This is a genomic window from Streptomyces sp. NPDC014006 (assembly GCF_043088925.1).
In the GTDB taxonomy this organism is placed as follows: domain Bacteria; phylum Actinomycetota; class Actinomycetes; order Streptomycetales; family Streptomycetaceae; genus Streptomyces.
In genome coordinates this window covers 383,544-399,226 of the sequence record NZ_JBICAJ010000008.1, presented here as the reverse complement: position 1 = coordinate 399,226, position 15,683 = coordinate 383,544, and the positions used below count along the sequence as shown (strand labels likewise).

18 protein-coding genes are annotated in these 15,683 nt (G+C 70.5%); 13 read left to right on the top strand and 5 right to left on the bottom strand.

The genetic code is table 11. The annotated features are described in order from the left end of the window. Positions 1 to 6: 6 nt before the first annotated feature. Genes ACF1GV_RS27785 through ACF1GV_RS27775 form a run of 3 tightly spaced genes read left to right on the top strand, consistent with a single transcriptional unit; the run spans position 7 to position 2,205 of the window. Positions 7 to 321: an ArsR/SmtB family transcription factor gene (locus ACF1GV_RS27785; protein WP_391685701.1), complete on the top strand. Its 315-nt coding sequence runs from the start codon at positions 7 to 9 to the stop codon at positions 319 to 321. 43 nt (positions 322 to 364) lie between these two features. Beyond that, positions 365 to 1,153 (top strand): aquaporin, encoded by a 789-nt coding sequence (locus ACF1GV_RS27780; protein ID WP_391685699.1) that lies wholly within the window; start codon positions 365 to 367, stop codon positions 1,151 to 1,153. Further along, entirely contained in the window at positions 1,150 to 2,205 is a 1,056-nt protein-coding gene (locus ACF1GV_RS27775) for an ArsO family NAD(P)H-dependent flavin-containing monooxygenase (protein WP_391685697.1), read from the top strand. The genes ACF1GV_RS27780 and ACF1GV_RS27775 overlap by 4 nt, the downstream gene beginning before the upstream one ends. Positions 2,206 to 2,222: 17 nt before the next feature. Here the strand turns inward: ACF1GV_RS27775 and ACF1GV_RS27770 are convergent, their stop codons facing one another. From ACF1GV_RS27770 to ACF1GV_RS27760, 3 genes are all read right to left on the bottom strand, one after another. Beyond that, a complete protein-coding gene (locus ACF1GV_RS27770; protein ID WP_391685786.1) occupies positions 2,223 to 2,501 on the bottom strand; it encodes a TIGR02391 family protein in 279 nt (92 codons plus the stop codon). A 170-nt stretch (positions 2,502 to 2,671) separates the two neighbouring features. Next, positions 2,672 to 3,160, bottom strand: coding sequence for a GNAT family N-acetyltransferase (locus ACF1GV_RS27765; protein ID WP_391685784.1), 489 nt, complete (start codon positions 3,158 to 3,160; stop codon positions 2,672 to 2,674). 50 nt (positions 3,161 to 3,210) lie between these two features. Then, the gene (locus ACF1GV_RS27760; protein WP_391685695.1) at positions 3,211 to 3,585 is read right to left on the bottom strand and encodes an ArsR/SmtB family transcription factor; all 375 of its coding nucleotides are present in this window, start codon (positions 3,583 to 3,585) and stop codon (positions 3,211 to 3,213) included. 168 nt (positions 3,586 to 3,753) lie between these two features. On the opposite strand from ACF1GV_RS27760, the gene ACF1GV_RS27755 reads away from it, so the two are divergent. Together ACF1GV_RS27755 and ACF1GV_RS27750 are read left to right on the top strand one after the other, a co-directional pair. Then, entirely contained in the window at positions 3,754 to 5,124 is a 1,371-nt protein-coding gene (locus ACF1GV_RS27755; protein WP_391685693.1) for an FAD-dependent oxidoreductase, read from the top strand. 28 nt (positions 5,125 to 5,152) lie between these two features. After that, a complete protein-coding gene (locus ACF1GV_RS27750; protein ID WP_391685691.1) occupies positions 5,153 to 5,611 on the top strand; it encodes an ArsI/CadI family heavy metal resistance metalloenzyme in 459 nt (152 codons plus the stop codon). A gap of 472 nt (positions 5,612 to 6,083) precedes the next feature. Here the strand turns inward: ACF1GV_RS27750 and ACF1GV_RS27745 are convergent, their stop codons facing one another. Continuing rightward, the gene (locus ACF1GV_RS27745; RefSeq protein ID WP_363268938.1) at positions 6,084 to 6,521 is read right to left on the bottom strand and encodes a hypothetical protein; all 438 of its coding nucleotides are present in this window, start codon (positions 6,519 to 6,521) and stop codon (positions 6,084 to 6,086) included. 526 nt (positions 6,522 to 7,047) lie between these two features. Between ACF1GV_RS27745 and hemL the strand changes: the two genes are divergently transcribed. The 8 genes from hemL (at position 7,048) to ACF1GV_RS27705 (ending at position 15,203) form a co-directional block, all read left to right on the top strand. Beyond that, positions 7,048 to 8,364 (top strand): glutamate-1-semialdehyde 2,1-aminomutase, encoded by a 1,317-nt coding sequence (gene hemL, locus ACF1GV_RS27740; RefSeq protein ID WP_391685689.1) that lies wholly within the window; start codon positions 7,048 to 7,050, stop codon positions 8,362 to 8,364. Positions 8,365 to 8,399: 35 nt separating this feature from the next. After that, positions 8,400 to 9,047 carry a histidine phosphatase family protein gene (locus ACF1GV_RS27735; protein ID WP_391685782.1) on the top strand — a complete coding sequence of 216 codons (648 nt, stop codon included), beginning with the start codon at positions 8,400 to 8,402 and terminating at the stop codon, positions 9,045 to 9,047. 172 nt (positions 9,048 to 9,219) lie between these two features. Next, positions 9,220 to 10,455 carry a hypothetical protein gene (locus ACF1GV_RS27730; RefSeq protein ID WP_391685687.1) on the top strand — a complete coding sequence of 412 codons (1,236 nt, stop codon included), beginning with the start codon at positions 9,220 to 9,222 and terminating at the stop codon, positions 10,453 to 10,455. A gap of 89 nt (positions 10,456 to 10,544) precedes the next feature. After that, entirely contained in the window at positions 10,545 to 11,168 is a 624-nt protein-coding gene (locus ACF1GV_RS27725; protein WP_391685686.1) for a TlpA family protein disulfide reductase, read from the top strand. A 1-nt stretch (position 11,169) separates the two neighbouring features. Continuing rightward, complete coding sequence (locus tag ACF1GV_RS27720; protein ID WP_391685684.1) at positions 11,170 to 11,949, top strand: cytochrome c biogenesis CcdA family protein; 780 nt, start codon at positions 11,170 to 11,172, stop codon at positions 11,947 to 11,949. A 4-nt stretch (positions 11,950 to 11,953) separates the two neighbouring features. After that, complete coding sequence (locus tag ACF1GV_RS27715) at positions 11,954 to 13,678, top strand: cytochrome c biogenesis protein ResB (protein ID WP_391685682.1); 1,725 nt, start codon at positions 11,954 to 11,956, stop codon at positions 13,676 to 13,678. Then, the gene (ccsB, locus tag ACF1GV_RS27710) at positions 13,675 to 14,754 is read left to right on the top strand and encodes a c-type cytochrome biogenesis protein CcsB (protein ID WP_391685680.1); all 1,080 of its coding nucleotides are present in this window, start codon (positions 13,675 to 13,677) and stop codon (positions 14,752 to 14,754) included. Before ACF1GV_RS27715 ends, ccsB begins: the two co-directional genes overlap by 4 nt. A 44-nt stretch (positions 14,755 to 14,798) precedes the next feature. Further along, positions 14,799 to 15,203, top strand: coding sequence for a hypothetical protein (locus tag ACF1GV_RS27705; protein ID WP_391685678.1), 405 nt, complete (start codon positions 14,799 to 14,801; stop codon positions 15,201 to 15,203). Between the two features lie 6 nt (positions 15,204 to 15,209). On the opposite strand, the gene ACF1GV_RS27700 is transcribed toward ACF1GV_RS27705, so the two are convergent. Beyond that, on the bottom strand, positions 15,210 to 15,659 hold the full coding sequence (locus tag ACF1GV_RS27700) for a nucleoside deaminase (RefSeq protein ID WP_391685676.1): 450 nt from the start codon (positions 15,657 to 15,659) through the stop codon (positions 15,210 to 15,212). Between the last annotated feature and the right edge of the window lie 24 nt (positions 15,660 to 15,683).

Below are 15,683 nucleotides of genomic sequence, written 5' to 3'. Positions count from 1 at the left end.
CAGTCCATGCTGACGTCAGTCGACACTGATCTGTTGCGGGTTCTGGCGGACCCGCTCCGCCTCCAGATCGTCACCCTGCTCGCCAAGGAGACGCTCTGCACGACGCACCTGATCGAGGAGACGGGGGCCAAGCAGACCAACCTCTCCAACCATCTGAAGGTGCTGCGCGAGGCGGGGGTCGTGGAGACGGAACCGTGCGGCCGGTTCACCTACTACCGGCTCAAGCCCGACGTCATCGCCTCGCTTGCCGGTCAGTTCGCCGATCTCGCGGAGACCGCGCGTGCCACCGCCGCGGACAACGTGAAGCGGTCCTGCCCCTGATCCCCCGCCTTGACGGCGACCGACCTGCACCGAGGAGTTCCTGTTGACCGCCACCGAGGCCACCCAGCACGGCAGAACAGGGGAATCCCCCGAAGCCCCCGCCGCCGAGCCGCAGCCCGCTCCGGGCGCGACTCCGCCCCGGCGGCCTCCGCTGCTCGCCAAGGCCGCCGCCGAACTGGTCGGCACGGCGGCGCTCGTCGCGATCGTGGTCGGCTCCGGCATCCAGGCCACCGAGCTCACCAAGGACGTGGGGCTGCAGCTGCTGGCCAACTCCACGGCCACCGTCTTCGGGCTCGGCGTCCTGATCACCCTGCTCGGTCCGGTCTCCGGCGCCCACTTCAACCCGGCCGTCACCCTGGCCGAGTGGTGGACGGCCCGGCGCGGCGGCCCCGGCGTCGCGCTGCGCGAGGCGGCGGTATACGTCCCTGCTCAGATCGTCGGTGCGATCGCGGGCTCGGTCCTGGCCGACGCTATGTTCGGCGAACCGCTGGTCAAGTGGTCCACCCACGACCGATCGGCCGGCCATCTGCTGCTGGGCGAGGCCGTCGCGACCGCCGGCCTGATCCTGCTGATCTTCGGCCTGGCCCGCACCGACCGCCTGCGCTTCGCGCCCGTGGCCGTGGCTTCGTACATCGGCGCCGCGTACTGGTTCACCTCGTCCACGTCCTTCGCGAACCCGGCGGTGACCATCGGCCGCGCCTTCACCGACACCTTCGCCGGCATCGCGCCCGCCTCCGTCGCCGGGTTCATCGGCATGCAGCTCGTCGGAGCCGTGGTCGGACTGGCTCTGGTGGCGCTCGTCTTCATGCCCGGCCGGGAAGTCGCCGAATGACGCGGACAGCTCCGGTCGTGGTGATCGGTGGCGGCCAGTCCGGGCTTGCCGCCGGCTATCACCTTCGCCGTCTGGGTGTCGACTTCGTCATCCTCGACGCCGAGACCACTCCGGGAGGTGCCTGGCAGCACACCTGGGACTCCCTTCGCCTGTTCTCCCCGGCCGCGTACTCGTCCCTGCCCGGCCGTCTCATGCCACCGCAGATCGGCGCGACCTACCCCGACGCACAGCATGTGGTGGAGTACCTCGCCGACTACGAGAAGCGGTACGAGTTGCCCGTCGAGCGGCCCGTGCGCGTTCTCGGCGTCCACCGGGACGGCCGACTCCTGCGGGTGGAGACCGACTCCGGCACCTGGCGGGCGGCCGCGGTGATCAGTGCCACCGGCACCTGGTGGCGGCCCTTCCTGCCTGCGATCGCGGGCCGCGGGGACTTCGGCGGCCGTCAGCTGCACACCGTCGAGTACCGGCGGCCGCAGGACTTCGCAGGCCGCCGCGTGATCGTGGTCGGCGGCGGCAATTCCGGCGCCCAGATCGCCGCCGACCTCGCCCACGCCACCGAGCTGACCTGGGTCACGCAGCGCCCACCCCGTTTCCTGCCCGACGACATTGACGGCCGCGCTCTGTTCGACGTGGCCACCGCCCGCCGCCGTGCCCTCGACGAAGGACGCACGGACACGGGCGGCGTCGCCTCGCTCGGGGACATCGTCGCCGTACCGGCCGTCCGGGCAGCCCGCGACCAGGGCCTGCTCAGGTCGACACCGATGTTCACGCGGCTCACCCCCGCTGGGGTTGAATGGGCCGACGGCACGCGCGCCGAGGCGGACGCGATCATCTGGTGCACCGGCTTCCGGCCGGCGCTGTCCCACCTGGCACCGCTCCGGCTGCGGGGCCGGCGCGGCCACATCGCCACTTCCGGCACGCGGGCGGTGGTTGAGCCGCGCCTGCACCTGCTGGGCTACGGCGACTGGACGGGACCGGCGTCCGCCACCCTCATCGGGGTGGGCCGTCCGGCGCGGGAGGCTGCGAAGGAGATAGTGGCACTGCTCCACTGAGACCGGCCCGTCCCTGCCTAGGCCGTGTGCACTGTCGCAGCCTCCACCCAGCGGGCGAGGAGGGAGAACGCCGCCAACTGTTCCAGTGCCTCGTGCTCGGGCAGCTCGGGGAGGCCATCTTCATGGCTGTTGGGGTTGCGTATGCCGGCGTAACAGCCCTCTGCGAAGGTCATGGCGCCACCGTGGACGCTCCGGAAGGTCTCGCTGCTGTCAGCATCCATGAGGCGCAGGCGGGGCTCGTCGCCCTTCGGTGGGTTCAGCGAGGCGGCGCTTTGGAAGAGCTTCGTCTCGCTCAGGCTGCGGCGCTCAGTCGGGGAGCCTCGTCGCCGAGTCGGGCGCGGACCTCGGCGTCGCGCCGTAGAGCGGCGTCCGCTCGCTGGGCCGCCCGACGCGAGCCCAGGGGATGTCGATGCCCATGGGGCCATCGTGCCGCACACCACTGACAACTCGACCGGCTGCCGACTCATCAGTCGATGACCGGGCTACGGCGCTCGACGAGGACCACGTCGCGCCAGCGGCCGTGGTGGCGCCCGATGCGCACGCGGGTGCCGATGACGCGGAAGCCGGCCCGTTGGTGCAGGGAGATGCTGGCGGTGTTCTCGGGGAAGATGCCGGACTGGATGGTCCAGATCCCGGCCGCCTCGGTGGAGTCGATCAGTGCCTTGAGCAGGGTGGAGGCCACTCCGCGGCCGCGGGCGTCGGGATGGACGTACACGGAGTGCTCGACGACACCGGCGTAGGCGCAGCGGTCGGAGACTTTCGTGGCGGCCACCCAGCCGAGCACTGCCTCACGCTCGTCCAGCGCGACGAAGCGGTGCCCGGGCAGCTTCGCTGCGTCGAACGCCTGCCAGGTCGGGGCGGCCGTTTCGAAGGTGGCGTTGCCCTCGTCGATTCCGGCCTGGTAGATCGCCAGGACCTCGTCGGCATGCGCGGTGGCCATCGGCGCGACGGTCATACCGGTCGGGTTGCTCACGGTGGTGTGCTCCCAGGGGGCCGTGGTCGAGGTCAGAACGCTGTCGGCGCGATGGTCAGCAGCTTGCCCATCGCGGCCAGCACGGAGGGCTCGACCCGGTAGTACACCCAGGTTCCGCGCCGCTCGGAGGTCAGCAGACCGGCCTCCTTGAGCTTCTTCAGGTGGTGGGAGACGGTCGGCTGGGAGACGCCCACGTCGGAGATGTCGCACACGCACGCCTCGCCGCCCTCGTGCGAGGCCACCGCGGAGAAGAGCCGCAGCCGCACCGGGTCGCCCAGCGCCTTGAACATCCGCGCGGCCGTCTCGGCCTCGTCCGCCGTGAAAGGGCGCTCGGTGAGCGGCGGGCAGCACGGCGCCACGGCGTCGGAGTCGGGCTCGACCAGCGGCAGCACCTCGGTGTTCGACATGCATCTATGTTGACACATGTCGAACCAGCCGGGGCGAAGGGCCTCAGTCAACGAGCGAGAGGGGCGGCGCCAGCGTACTTCGATGAATGTCTATGTTGACGCTTGTCGAATCAAGTGCCATGCTGGCCGCACAAGCCATCGACGAATGTCGAAGCAAAGGGGGAAACCGTGAACGCGCCCGCCACTGAGCAGCTGCCTGTCGTCGTCATCGGCGCCGGCCCCGTCGGCCTCGCTGCCGCTGCCCACCTCGTCGAGCGTGGCCTCGAACCGCTGGTCCTGGAGGCGGGCCCCTCCGCGGGCACCGCCGTGCGCGACTGGGCGCACGTGCGGCTGTTCTCCCCGTGGGCCGAGGTCACCGACCCGGCCGCCGAGAAGCTTCTCGCCCCAACCGGCTGGGTCCGCCCCGACGGCGGCACCTATCCCACCGGTGGTGACTGGGCCGAGCAGTACCTGCAGCCGCTGGCCGACGTCCTCGGAGACAAGGTCCGCTACGGCGCCACCGTGACCGGCGTCGCCCGCGCCGGCCGCGACCGCATCGTCGACGCCGACCGGGACGAGCAGCCCTTCACCGTGCACGTCGAGCTGGCCGACGGCCGTGAAGACCGGATCAGCGCGCGAGCCGTCATCGACGCCTCCGGCACCTGGTCCATCCCCAGGCCGATGGGCGCCGACGGCCTGCCCGCCCTCGGCGAGAAGGCGGCGGCCGACCGCATCTCCTACCGCGTCCCCGACCTGCGGGACCCAGGAGTTCGCGCCCGCTACGCGGGCAAGCGCACCGCTGTCATCGGCTCCGGAGCCTCCGCCTTCACCACGCTGGCCTACCTCGGCGACCTGGCCAAGGAGGAGCCCGGCACACACGCGGTATGGGTCCTGCGGCGCGGCATCGGTGCGAACACCTTCGGTGGCGGCGAGGCCGACCAGCTCCCCGCCCGAGGCGCCCTGGGCCTGCGCGCCAAGGCCGCCGTCGAGGACGGCCACGCGAGCGCGGTGACCGGCTTCCGCACACAGGCCGTGGAACGTGACGGTGACCGGCCGGTCCTGGTCGCCGAGGACGGCCGCCGCCTCGACCCGGTCGACGAGATCATCGTGCTGACCGGCTTCCGCCCCGACCTGTCCTTCCTCTCCGAGCTCCGCCTCGGCTTCGACGAACGTCTCCAGGCCCCGACCGCGCTGGCCCCGCTGATCGACCCGAACGTCCATTCCTGCGGCACCGTCTACCCGCACGGCGTCAACGAGCTCGCCCACCCCGAGCAGGACGTCTACCTGGTCGGCATGAAGTCCTACGGCCGAGCGCCCACGTTCCTCGCGCTGACCGGCTACGAGCAGGTCCGCTCCATCGCCGCCGCGATCGCCGGCGACCGCCACGCCGCCGAGCGCGTCGAGCTGACCCTCCCGGAGACCGGCGTGTGCGGCGGCGCCGGCCTCTACGACGCCCCCGGCGCGGCCGCCCAGGGTGGCGAAGGCGGCGGCTGCTGCGGCGCCCCATCCACCCTCCAGATCGGCGTCAGCGCGGAGACCGCCACTTCCGGCGGCTGCTGAAGTCCTCATCCACCCAAGGAGATACGCCATGTCCCGCGTACAGCTCGCCCTTCGCGTCCCGGACCTCGACGCATCGGTCGCCTTCTACAGCAAGCTCTTCGGCACCAAGCCCGCCAAACTCCGCGACGGCTACGCCAACTTCGCCATCACCGAGCCCCCGCTCAAGCTCGTCCTGATCGAAGGCACCGCAGAAGACACCACCCGCCTGGACCACCTTGGCGTCGAGGTCGAATCGACCGAGTCCGTCCACGCCGCCACCACCCGCCTGAGCGAGGCAGGCCTGACCACCACAGAGGAAGCAGACACCACCTGCTGCTACGCCCTGCAGGACAAGGTCTGGGTCCACGGCCCCGGCCAGGAGCCCTGGGAGGTGTACGTCGTCAAGGCCGACGCTGACACCCTCACCAAGCAGCAAGGCAGCAGCTGCTGCACCGACCCGGCTGCCACGGACGCAAAGGAGCCTGCCGCTGCGGGCGGCTGCTGCTGAACAGACCCATGACCGACCTCCACACCAGCGGGGCCGTGACCGGTACGGGGGACCGGTCACAGGGCTGCCCGGTGGCGGTGAGCGCCTCCCGCGTCAGCGGGAAGGGCTCCGGTCTGGTTGCCGAGATCGTTCCCTGCCGGTTGGTGAGCGGCGAAGGCGCCTCAGACACCCGACGGCTCCGCCGGGAGGAATTCATCCAGTGCGCGATGCTGTGAACGCGATGGGCACCCGGCTGTACTCGCCTCGAACGAGAGGCGCCCATTCCGTTCCAACCGGGGCTGGCCATTGGTTGTCGGCTGAGCCAAGGGACCCGCAAGGCGATCGACGACGCCTTCACCGAGGGCCCGGCACCGCAAGGCCAGGGCACATCAGTGCCTCGGCGAAACCAATGTGCCCTGGCCGCCTGAAAGCCCCTCCCGGCACATGAAGAGGGGGGTTCGAAAACCTCGCCCGCTACCAGAGAAGTCCCGGGTCAGGGCCACACCAGGCAGTACGGCTGGTGCCCCGCCTCATGCAACCGATGGCTGAAGTCCTGCCACTCGTGCAGCAGCTGGTACACATTGAACGCGTCCCGCGGGCCGCCGCGGTCCGGGACCGTGGACCAGATGAACGCCGCCGCGCCGACCGCTTCCTCGCCGATGTCGCGGAGGGGGTCGACGGCCGTCATGGGGAGTTTCACGACCGCGTAGTCGGGATGCAGGACGACCAGTTCCAGGGGGGGCACCTTGTGCAGGGGGACGCCTTCGATGCCCGTCAGGACCATCGCGGCCATCGTCTCCGGCTTGATCTTGGTGAACATGCCGTTCATGCCGAGCTCGTCGCCGCCGAGTTCCTCGGGGCGCATCGAGATCGGGACGCGGGCCGCCGTCGCACCGTCCGGCGCGCCGAAGTACTTGTATGTCACCCCCACCCGACCACCATTCCTGCTCCCCGCCCCGAGGCGGTCCACCCGGCTCACCCGGTTCAGTGGGTCCAGCCGGTCCAGCCGCTCCGGGCCGACCGGCCGCTCGGGCTCGTTCAGTTCACCATGTGCCTGCTGACGTGCGTCGTTCGCTGCCTCCGCGTCGCGCCGGTGCCTTCCCCGCCGGGCACGTCGAGGACCCAGGTCATCGGTCCCCTCGCCCAGTCCGCCACCGCGATGCATATCTCCACCCGACTGCTTTTCTAGGCTGCGTGCCCGGGGCCGCGCAACCCGATCATCGTGTCAGTGACCTCCCCCACGGTCACACGCCGAAACGTGCGCTGGAACAGCTGTCCGCAGGTTTTGTCGAAAAGCCCCGGCACGCCCCTTCGCCATGTCCATACGTATGCGAGGACCAGTTTCTCAGATGGCGGGGTGCGGATCTCTCGTATCGGCGGGGTCGGCCTACCCTGAGGAGGTCACCCGGCAGCACAGCCGGAGCTGGTCCCGGAAGAGGTCGGAGAAGCCGCACGTCATGAGCGAACTGCCCTATCCCTACGAAGCGCCTGCCTCCCAGGCACTGTTCGACCGTGCGGCGGTCGTCACGCCGGGTGGCGTGAACTCGCCGGTGCGGGCCTTCCGCGCCGTCGGCGGCACGCCCCGGTTCATGGTGTCCGGCAAGGGCCCGTACCTCACCGACGCCGACGGACGCGAGTACGTCGACCTGGTCTGTTCCTGGGGGCCCATGATCCTCGGGCACGCGCACCCCGAGGTGCTCGCCGCCGTGCAGGAGGCCGTCGCCCGCGGTACGTCCTTCGGTACGCCCGGTGAGGGCGAGGTCGCGCTCGCCGAGGAGATCGTCGCCCGGGTCGAGCCCGTCGAGCAGGTGCGGCTCGTCTCCAGCGGCACCGAGGCGACGATGTCGGCCATCCGGCTCGCGCGCGGGTTCACCCAGCGCTCCAAGGTGATCAAGTTCGCCGGGTGCTACCACGGGCACGTCGACTCCCTCCTGGCCTCCGCCGGCTCCGGTGTGGCGACCTTCGCGCTGCCGGACACCCCGGGTGTCACCGGTGCGCAGGCGGCGGACACGATCGTGCTGCCGTACAACGACCTGGAGGCCGTGCAGGAGGCCTTCCACCGGCACCCCGGCGAGATCGCCTGCGTGATCACCGAGGCGTCGCCCGGCAACATGGGTGTCGTGCCGCCGCAGCCCGGGTTCAACCAGGGGCTGAAGGACGCGTGCCGGAAGAACGGCGCGCTGTACATCTCCGACGAGGTCATGACCGGCTTCCGTACCAGCCGCGCCGGCTGGTACGGCATCGACGGGGTCCGCCCCGACCTCATGACGTTCGGCAAGGTCATGGGCGGTGGCTTCCCGGCCGCCGCGTTCGGCGGGCGCGCCGACGTCATGGCCCACCTCGCCCCGGCCGGTCCCGTCTACCAGGCCGGCACCCTCTCCGGGAACCCCGTCGCCACCGCCGCCGGACTCGCCCAGCTGCGCCTCCTCGACGACGCCGCCTACGACCGGGTGAACGCCGTGTCGGAGCAGATCCGGACCCTCGTCACCGAGGCGCTGGCCAAGGAGGGCGTCGCGCACCGGCTGCAGACCGCCTCCAACATGTTCTCCGTGTTCTTCACGGACCGGGAGGTCCGGAACTACGAGGAGGCGAAGAAGCAGGAGTCGTTCCGCTTCACCGCCTTCTTCCACGCCCTGCTGGAGAACGGCGTGTACCTGCCGCCGTCGTCCTTCGAGTCGTGGTTCGTGTCCACCGCGCACGACGAGCGCGCCATCCAGAAGATCGCCGACGCCCTTCCGGCGGCGGCCCGAGCCGCGGCGGAGGCCACCGCGTGAGCGACAGCAGCAAGGACATCACCGTCGTCCATCTGATGCGGCACGGCGAGGTCGCCAACCCGGACGGCATCCTCTACGGCCGGCTGCCCGGGTACCACCTGTCCGAGCTGGGCCGGAAGATGGCCGAGCGGGTCGCCGACCACCTCTCCTCCCGGGACGTCACCCACGTGTGCGCGTCGCCGCTGGAGCGGGCGCAGGAGACGGCCACGCCGATCGCCAAGGCGCACGGGCTGGACCTCGCCACCGACGAGCGGCTGATCGAGGCCGAGAACGTCTTCCAGGGCAAGACGTTCGGCGTGGGCGACGGCGCGCTGCGCAAGCCGGACAACTGGAAGCACCTGTTCAACCCGTTCCGGCCGTCCTGGGGCGAGCCGTACGTCGACCAGGTGGTGCGGATGATGGGCGCGCTGAACTCCGCGAAGGACGCCGCGCGCGGGCACGAGGCGGTGCTCGTCAGCCATCAGCTGCCGATCTGGATCGTGCGCAGTTACGTCGAGCGGCGCCGGCTGTGGCACGACCCGCGCAAGCGGCAGTGCACGCTCGCCTCGCTGACGACGTTCACGTACCAGGGCGACCGGATCGTCTCCGTCGGCTACACCGAGCCGGCCCGCGACCTGGTCCCGGCCCATCTGCTGGCCGGCGCCAAGCCGGTGAAGGGCCAGGGCAAGGCCTTCGGAGCGTGACACGGCGCCGTCAGGGCAGCCGGCTCAGGACACCGCCCCGCACCTGACGGCCAGTCACTTGGCGCAGTTTTGTTACGTTCGTGGCGTAACGCATACGTGCTCGCGGAACCCCCCGGTTCGTCGCGCCCTCTGACTGGGTGACCACCCAAGGACGTGACGAATCGGGGAACTCATGCGCACCTTCTCCCGCAGGGGAATGCTCGGCCTGGGCGCGGGCGCCGCGGCGGCCGCCTCACTCGCGGGCTGCGGCACCTCGTCGGGCGGGTCGGGCGGCGGCGACGGTTCCGGGAAGGGCCCTTCCGGCACCCCCACGACCGCCGCCCGCCCGATAGGGGACGGCTCGACGGCGTACAGCGGCAAGCAGCCGCACCAGCCTGACGCGCCGCAGCCGCTGGAGCCGGGGCAGGAGCCGCCGCAGTTCGTCATCTTCTCCTGGGACGGGGCCGGCGAGGTCGGCAACGGCCTCTTCCCGCGCTTCCTGGACCTCGCCAAGGAGCACGGGGCGAGCATGACCTTCTTCCTGTCGGGGCTGTATCTGCTGCCCGAGTCGAAGAAGCGCCTGTACGACCCGCCGAACAACCGGCGCGGCGCGTCCGACATCGGTTACCTCACCGACGCGCACATCCGCTCCACGCTGGAGAACGTCCGCCGCGCCTGGCTCGAGGGCCATGAGATAGGCACCCACTTCAACGGCCACTTCTGCTCGGGGCACGGCACCGTCGCGAACTGGACGCCGCAGCAGTGGCGCAGCGAGATCGACCAGGCGAAGTCGTTCGTGAAGCAGTGGAAGACCAACACCGGCTGGAGCGACCTGCCGCCGCTGCCGTTCGACTACGACAAGGAGCTGGTCGGCGGACGTACGCCCTGTCTGCTGGGCCAGAGCAACCTGCTGCCGACCGCGCGGGCGCTGGGCTGGCGCTACGACGCCTCCTCGCCGGGCGGGCGCCAGATGTGGCCGGACAAGAAGCAGGGCATCTGGGATCTTCCGCTCCAGCAGATACCTTTCCCCGGCCGCCGCTTCGAGGTGCTGTCGATGGACTACAACATGCTGGCCAACCAGTCCGTCAACTCCACGAAGGCCCCGCCCCACAACTACCCGGGCTGGCGGCAGCAGTCCGCCCAGGCGTACATATCAGGCTTCCAGCGGGCATACGAGACAAACCGGGCGCCGTTCTTCATAGGCAACCACTTCGAGCACTGGAACGGCGGCATCTACATGGACGCCGTCGAGGAGGCGTTCAAGCACATCGCCCGGGAGAAGGAGAAGGGCGCCGATGTGCGCATGGTCTCCTTCAAGCAGTTCGTGGACTGGATGGACGTACAGAAGCCCGAGGTGCTCGCCAAGCTGCGCACCCTCGAGGTCGGGCAGCGCCCGGCCGGCGGCTGGAAGCAGTTCACGGCCGCCTGAGCGGCCCGCGAAACACCGCCTGAAATGCGGGTTTCCGCCCGCAAGGGGGGTGCCCAAGATCCCCGCAACGGACATGCGAAACTTTTCACATGAGTGCCGCCAGCCGCGCCCCCCAGCGCTCGTCCCGCACCCGGGCCGCCCGTAGCCGCGCCGCCGTGTTCGCCGCGGCGGCCGCGCTGACCCTGTCCGCCTGCAGCTCCGGCGGCACCTCCGGCGGGGGTGGCGACACCAACTTCGTCATGGGCAAGAACGGCATCGCCACCGCCGATGAGGGCAAGCGGGCCGACGCCCCCGACCTGTCCGGCGAGACCGTCGACGGCAAGCAGCTCGACGTCGCCGCCTACCGGGGCAAGGTCGTCGTCATCAACGTGTGGGGCTCCTGGTGCCCGCCCTGCCGCGCCGAGGCGCCCGGCTTCGAGAAGGTGTACCAGGAGCTCAAGGGCCAGGGCGTGCAGTTCGTCGGCATCAACACGCGCGACACCTCCACCGGCCCGGCCCAGGCCTTCGACAAGGAGTTCGGCATCAGCTACCCGAGCCTGTACGACCCGACGGGCAAGCTGATGCTCCGCTTCAAGAAGGGCACCCTCAACCCGCAGTCCATTCCGTCCACGCTCGTCATCGACCGCAAGGGGAAGATCGCGGCCCGCACGCTGCAGCCCCTGTCGGAGGACAAGCTGCGGTCGATGATCAAGCCGGTTCTGGCGGAGAAGTGACGTGAGCGAAGTCACCGCCCTCGCCGCCGCGACGGTCGCCGACCCCAACGGCACGGTGCTCAACGGAGCCCTGCTGGTGGCCCTGCCCATCGCCCTGCTCGGCGGGCTCGTCTCCTTCTTCTCGCCCTGCGTCCTGCCGCTCGTCCCCGGCTACCTGTCCTATGTCACCGGGGTCAGCGGCACCGACCTGGCCGACGCCCGGCGCGGCCGGATGGTCGCCGGCGCCTCCCTGTTCGTCCTCGGCTTCACCGCCGTCTACGTCTCCACCGGCGCCTTCTTCGGCTACTTCGGCCAGAACGTCCAGGAGCACAAGGACGTCCTGAGCAAGGTGCTCGGCGTCGTCATGATCCTCATGGGCGGCTTCTTCATGGGCCTGATGCCCTGGCTGACCCAGCGCGAGTTCCGCTTCCACACCCGGCCGGTGGCCGGACTGATCGGCGCGCCCGTACTGGGCGCGCTGTTCGGCATCGGCTGGACCCCGTGCATCGGCCCGACGCTCGCCGCCGTGCAGGGACTGGCCATGGACCAGGCGAGCGCGGGCCGCGGCGCCCTGCTGGCCGTCGCCTACTGCCTCGGCCTCGGTGTGCCGTTCGTGCTCACCGCGGTCGCCTTCCGCAAGGCGCTCGGCGCCTTCGGCTGGATCAAGCGCCACTATGTCTGGGTGATGCGCATCGGCGGCACCATGATGATCGCGACCGGTCTGCTGCTGCTGACCGGCGCCTGGGACCGCATCGTGCAGGACATGCAGACCTGGTCCGACGGCTTCACTGTGGGGATCTGACTCGATGAGCACTACCTCGAAGTACGGGTCCGACCCGACCCCGTCCGACGCCGAGGAGCTGGGAGCGGCCGGCTCCCAGCTCTCCACCGCACCCCGCGAGGAACCGTCCGGCGGTCCGGCGCTCGGCGTCATCGGCTGGGCCCGCTGGTTCTGGCGCCAGCTCACCTCCATGCGGGTCGCGCTGCTGCTGCTCCTGCTGCTGTCGCTGGGCGCCATCCCCGGCTCCCTCATCCCACAGACCGGCATCGACGCCACCAAGGTCGAGCTGTTCCGCCGCAACCACTCCACGCTGGCGCCGGTCTACGACAAGCTCGGCCTGTTCCACGTCTACAGCTCGGTGTGGTTCTCCGCGATCTACATCCTGCTGTTCGTCTCCCTCATCGGCTGCATCGTCCCGCGCACCTGGCAGTTCGTCGGCCAGCTGCGCGGCCGCCCGCCGGCCGCGCCCAAGCGGCTGACCCGGCTGCCCGCGCACACCACCTGGCGCACCGGAGCCACCCCCGAGCAGGTCCGTGAGGCCGCGCTGGCGCTGCTGAAGAAGCACCGCTTCCGCGCCCACGTCGCCGGGGACGCCGTAGCCGCCGAGAAGGGCTATCTGCGCGAGGTGGGCAACCTGGCCTTCCACATCGCGCTGATCGTGATGCTGGTGGCGTTCGCCGCGGGCCAGCTGTTCAAGTCCGAGGGCGACAAGCTCATCATCGAGGGCGGCGGCTTCTCCAACACGCTCACCCAGTACGACGACTTCAAGTCCGGCAGCCTCTTCACGCCGGACGACCTGGACCCGTTCAGCTTCAAGCTGCAGGACTTCAGGGGGACGTACGAGGTCACCGGGCCCAACCGGGGCACGCCGCGCACCTACGAGGCGCACCTCACCTACAGCGTCGGCGCCTACGGCAAGGACAAGAAGACCACCGTCAAGGTGAACGAGCCGCTTCGGATCGGCGACTCCAAGGTCTACCTCGTCAGCCACGGGTACGCGCCCGTCGTCACCGTTCGCGACGGCAAGGGCAACGTCGTCATGAAGGACGCGGTGCCGCTGCTGCCGCAGGACGGCAACGTCACGTCCTCCGGTGCGATCAAGGTGATGGACGGCTACCGCAACGCGCGGGGACAGAAGGACCAGCTCGGTTTCCAGGCCGTCTTCATCCCGACCTTCGCCGGTGAGGGCCAGGGCACGATGCTCTCCCAGTTCCCGGCGCTGCTGAACCCCCGGCTGGCGCTGAACGCCTACCACGGCGACCTCGGTGTCGACGCGGGCATCCCGCAGAGCGTGTACCAGCTTGACAGCGAGCACCTGAAGCAGTTCAAGAAGGCGAACGGCGACCCGCTCGCCGAGCGCCTGAAGGTGGGGCAGACCATGCAGCTCCCGAACGGCGCGGGCTCGATCACCTTCGACGGCGTCAAGGAGTGGGCGGGCTTCCAGGTCACCCGGCAGCCCGCGAGCGGCTGGGCCCTCGGCGGTGCCATCGCCGCGATCTTCGGCCTGGCCGCGTCCCTGTTCATCCAGCGCCGCCGCGTGTGGGTGCGTGCGGTCGAGGGCGCCGACGGCGTCACGGTCGTCGAGATGGCCGGGCTCGGCCGCAGCGAGTCCGCGAAGGTGCCCGAGGAACTCGGCCGGCTCGCCGGAATCCTCTACGACCAGGCACCGGGCGCCCCCGAGCCCGAATCCGGCCCCGCAGCCGACCCCTCAGAAGTCTCCGTACCCGCCGAAGGGGCTGAGAAGAAGTGACCCTCGCCGCCGCCACCAACGAACACCTCGCGAACATCAGCAATGTGCTGGTCTACTCCGCGATGGCCGTCTACACCCTGGCCTTCTTCGCCTACATCGCCGAGTGGCTCTTCGGCAGCCGCAGCAAGGTCGCCCGCACGGCGGCCGCGCTCACCGCCGAGCCGAAGGCGGCGACGGCCCCGGCCGTCACCGTCAAGACGGCCGGCGGCACCGCCGTACTGGAGCGCCCCAAGGTCACCGTGCGGTCCGCCGCGGGCTCCCGCGACGTCCCCGACGGGCCCGGCGCGCACGGCGGGGACGCGCAGGGCGACCTGTACGGCCGGATCGCGATCTCCCTGACCGTGCTCGCCTTCCTGGTGGAGTTCGCCGGGGTCCTCACGCGCGCGCTGTCGGTGCAGCGGGCGCCGTGGGGCAACATGTACGAGTTCAACATCACCTTCTCCACCGTCGCGGTCGGCGTGTACCTCGGCCTGCTGGCGCTGAAGAAGAACGTCCGCTGGCTCGGCCTGTTCCTGATCACCACGGTCCTGCTCGACCTGGGTCTGGCCGTCACCGTGCTGTACACGGCGAGCGACCAGCTGGTGCCCGCGCTGCACTCGTACTGGCTCTACATCCACGTCTCCACCGCGATCTTCTGCGGTGCGACCTTCTACGTCGGCGCGGTCGCGACGATCATGTACCTGTTCAAGGACTCCTACGAGAGCAAGCTCGCGACCGGCGGCAAGCCCGGCGCCTTCGCCCGCTCGGTACTGGAGCGCATGCCGTCGTCGGCCTCGCTGGACAAGTTCTCCTACCGGATCAACGCGGCCGTGTTCCCGCTGTGGACGTTCACGATCATCGCGGGAGCCATCTGGGCCGGTGACGCCTGGGGCCGCTACTGGGGCTGGGACCCGAAGGAGACCTGGTCCTTCATCACCTGGGTCGCCTACGCCTGCTACCTGCACGCCCGCGCCACCGCCGGCTGGAAGGGCCGCAAGGCCGCCTACCTGGCGCTGCTCGCCTTCGCTTGCTGGCTGTTCAACTACTACGGCGTGAACCTCTTCGTCACCGGCAAGCACTCCTACGCCGGCGTCTGAGCCTTCACTCGCCTCCACCGCCGCCGGTCGCGGACACTGGTGTCATGAGCGGTTCCATCGCACAGGGCACCAGTCAGACCCACGGGAACACGCACATACTCCACTTCCTCGTGCGGCTCCCCAAACGTATGGAGGACGTCTGGCCGGCGGTGGCCACCCCCGAGGGGCTCGCCATCTGGTACACCCCCGCCGACGTCCTCGAACCCCGGCTCGGCGGCGCGGTCGCCCTGCGGGACCTGGGCAGCGGGCAGGTCACCGCATGGGACGTGGACCGGGTCGCCGAGTACACCCTTCAGGACGGCGGCCGGCTGCGCTTCCATCTGGAGCGCGACGGCGAGGCGGCCTGCACCGTCCGCTTCACCCACGAGTTCGAGGGCGAGCAGGACTCGGAACGACGCTGGCGCGACCGCTTCGAGCGGCTGGCGGCCTGGGCGGAGAGCGGGAACTGACCCGGCTCAGGCGCCGATGTCCTCGTTCCACAGCGCGGGGTGGTCCCGGACGAAGTCCCGCATCAGCGCGACGCACCCGGGATCGTCCAGGACGACGATCTCCACCCCGTGCTCGGCGAGCCAGTCGTGGCCGCCGTGGAAGGTGGTCGCCTCGCCGATCACCACCCGCGGGATGGAGAACTGCCGGACCAGCCCCGAGCAGTACCAGCAGGGGGAGAGGGTCGTCACCATCGTCGTCCCGCGATACGACCGCTGCCGTCCCGCGGCCCGGAACGCCGCCGTCTCCGCGTGCAGCGAGGGGTCGCCGTCCTGCACGCGCCGGTTGTGTCCGCGGCCGAGCAGGGTGCCGTCCGGGCCGTAGAGCGCGGCCCCGATCGGGACGCCGCCCTCGGCGAGCCCGGCCCGCGCCTCCTCGACGGCGGTGGCGAGCCACTGCCGCGCCTGTGCCTGGTCCATGGGATCACTGTGCGGGGACGGGCG

Excerpts from the sequence above, each read along its gene's own strand:
- ACF1GV_RS27705 (WP_391685678.1), top strand. The coding sequence starts at position 14,799 with ATGAGCGGTTCCATCGCACAGGGCACCAGTCAGACCCACGGGAACACG.
- ACF1GV_RS27700 (WP_391685676.1), bottom strand. The coding sequence starts at position 15,659 with ATGGACCAGGCACAGGCGCGGCAGTGGCTCGCCACCGCCGTCGAGGAG.
- ACF1GV_RS27725 (WP_391685686.1), top strand. The coding sequence starts at position 10,545 with ATGAGTGCCGCCAGCCGCGCCCCCCAGCGCTCGTCCCGCACCCGGGCC.
- ACF1GV_RS27750 (WP_391685691.1), top strand. The coding sequence starts at position 5,153 with ATGTCCCGCGTACAGCTCGCCCTTCGCGTCCCGGACCTCGACGCATCG.
- ACF1GV_RS27730 (WP_391685687.1), top strand. The coding sequence starts at position 9,220 with ATGCGCACCTTCTCCCGCAGGGGAATGCTCGGCCTGGGCGCGGGCGCC.
- ACF1GV_RS27715 (WP_391685682.1), top strand. The coding sequence starts at position 11,954 with ATGAGCACTACCTCGAAGTACGGGTCCGACCCGACCCCGTCCGACGCC.
- ACF1GV_RS27785 (WP_391685701.1), top strand. The coding sequence starts at position 7 with ATGCTGACGTCAGTCGACACTGATCTGTTGCGGGTTCTGGCGGACCCG.
- ACF1GV_RS27760 (WP_391685695.1), bottom strand. The coding sequence starts at position 3,585 with ATGTCGAACACCGAGGTGCTGCCGCTGGTCGAGCCCGACTCCGACGCC.
- ACF1GV_RS27765 (WP_391685784.1), bottom strand. The coding sequence starts at position 3,160 with ATGACCGTCGCGCCGATGGCCACCGCGCATGCCGACGAGGTCCTGGCG.
- hemL (WP_391685689.1), top strand. The coding sequence starts at position 7,048 with ATGAGCGAACTGCCCTATCCCTACGAAGCGCCTGCCTCCCAGGCACTG.
- ACF1GV_RS27775 (WP_391685697.1), top strand. The coding sequence starts at position 1,150 with ATGACGCGGACAGCTCCGGTCGTGGTGATCGGTGGCGGCCAGTCCGGG.
- ACF1GV_RS27735 (WP_391685782.1), top strand. The coding sequence starts at position 8,400 with ATGCGGCACGGCGAGGTCGCCAACCCGGACGGCATCCTCTACGGCCGG.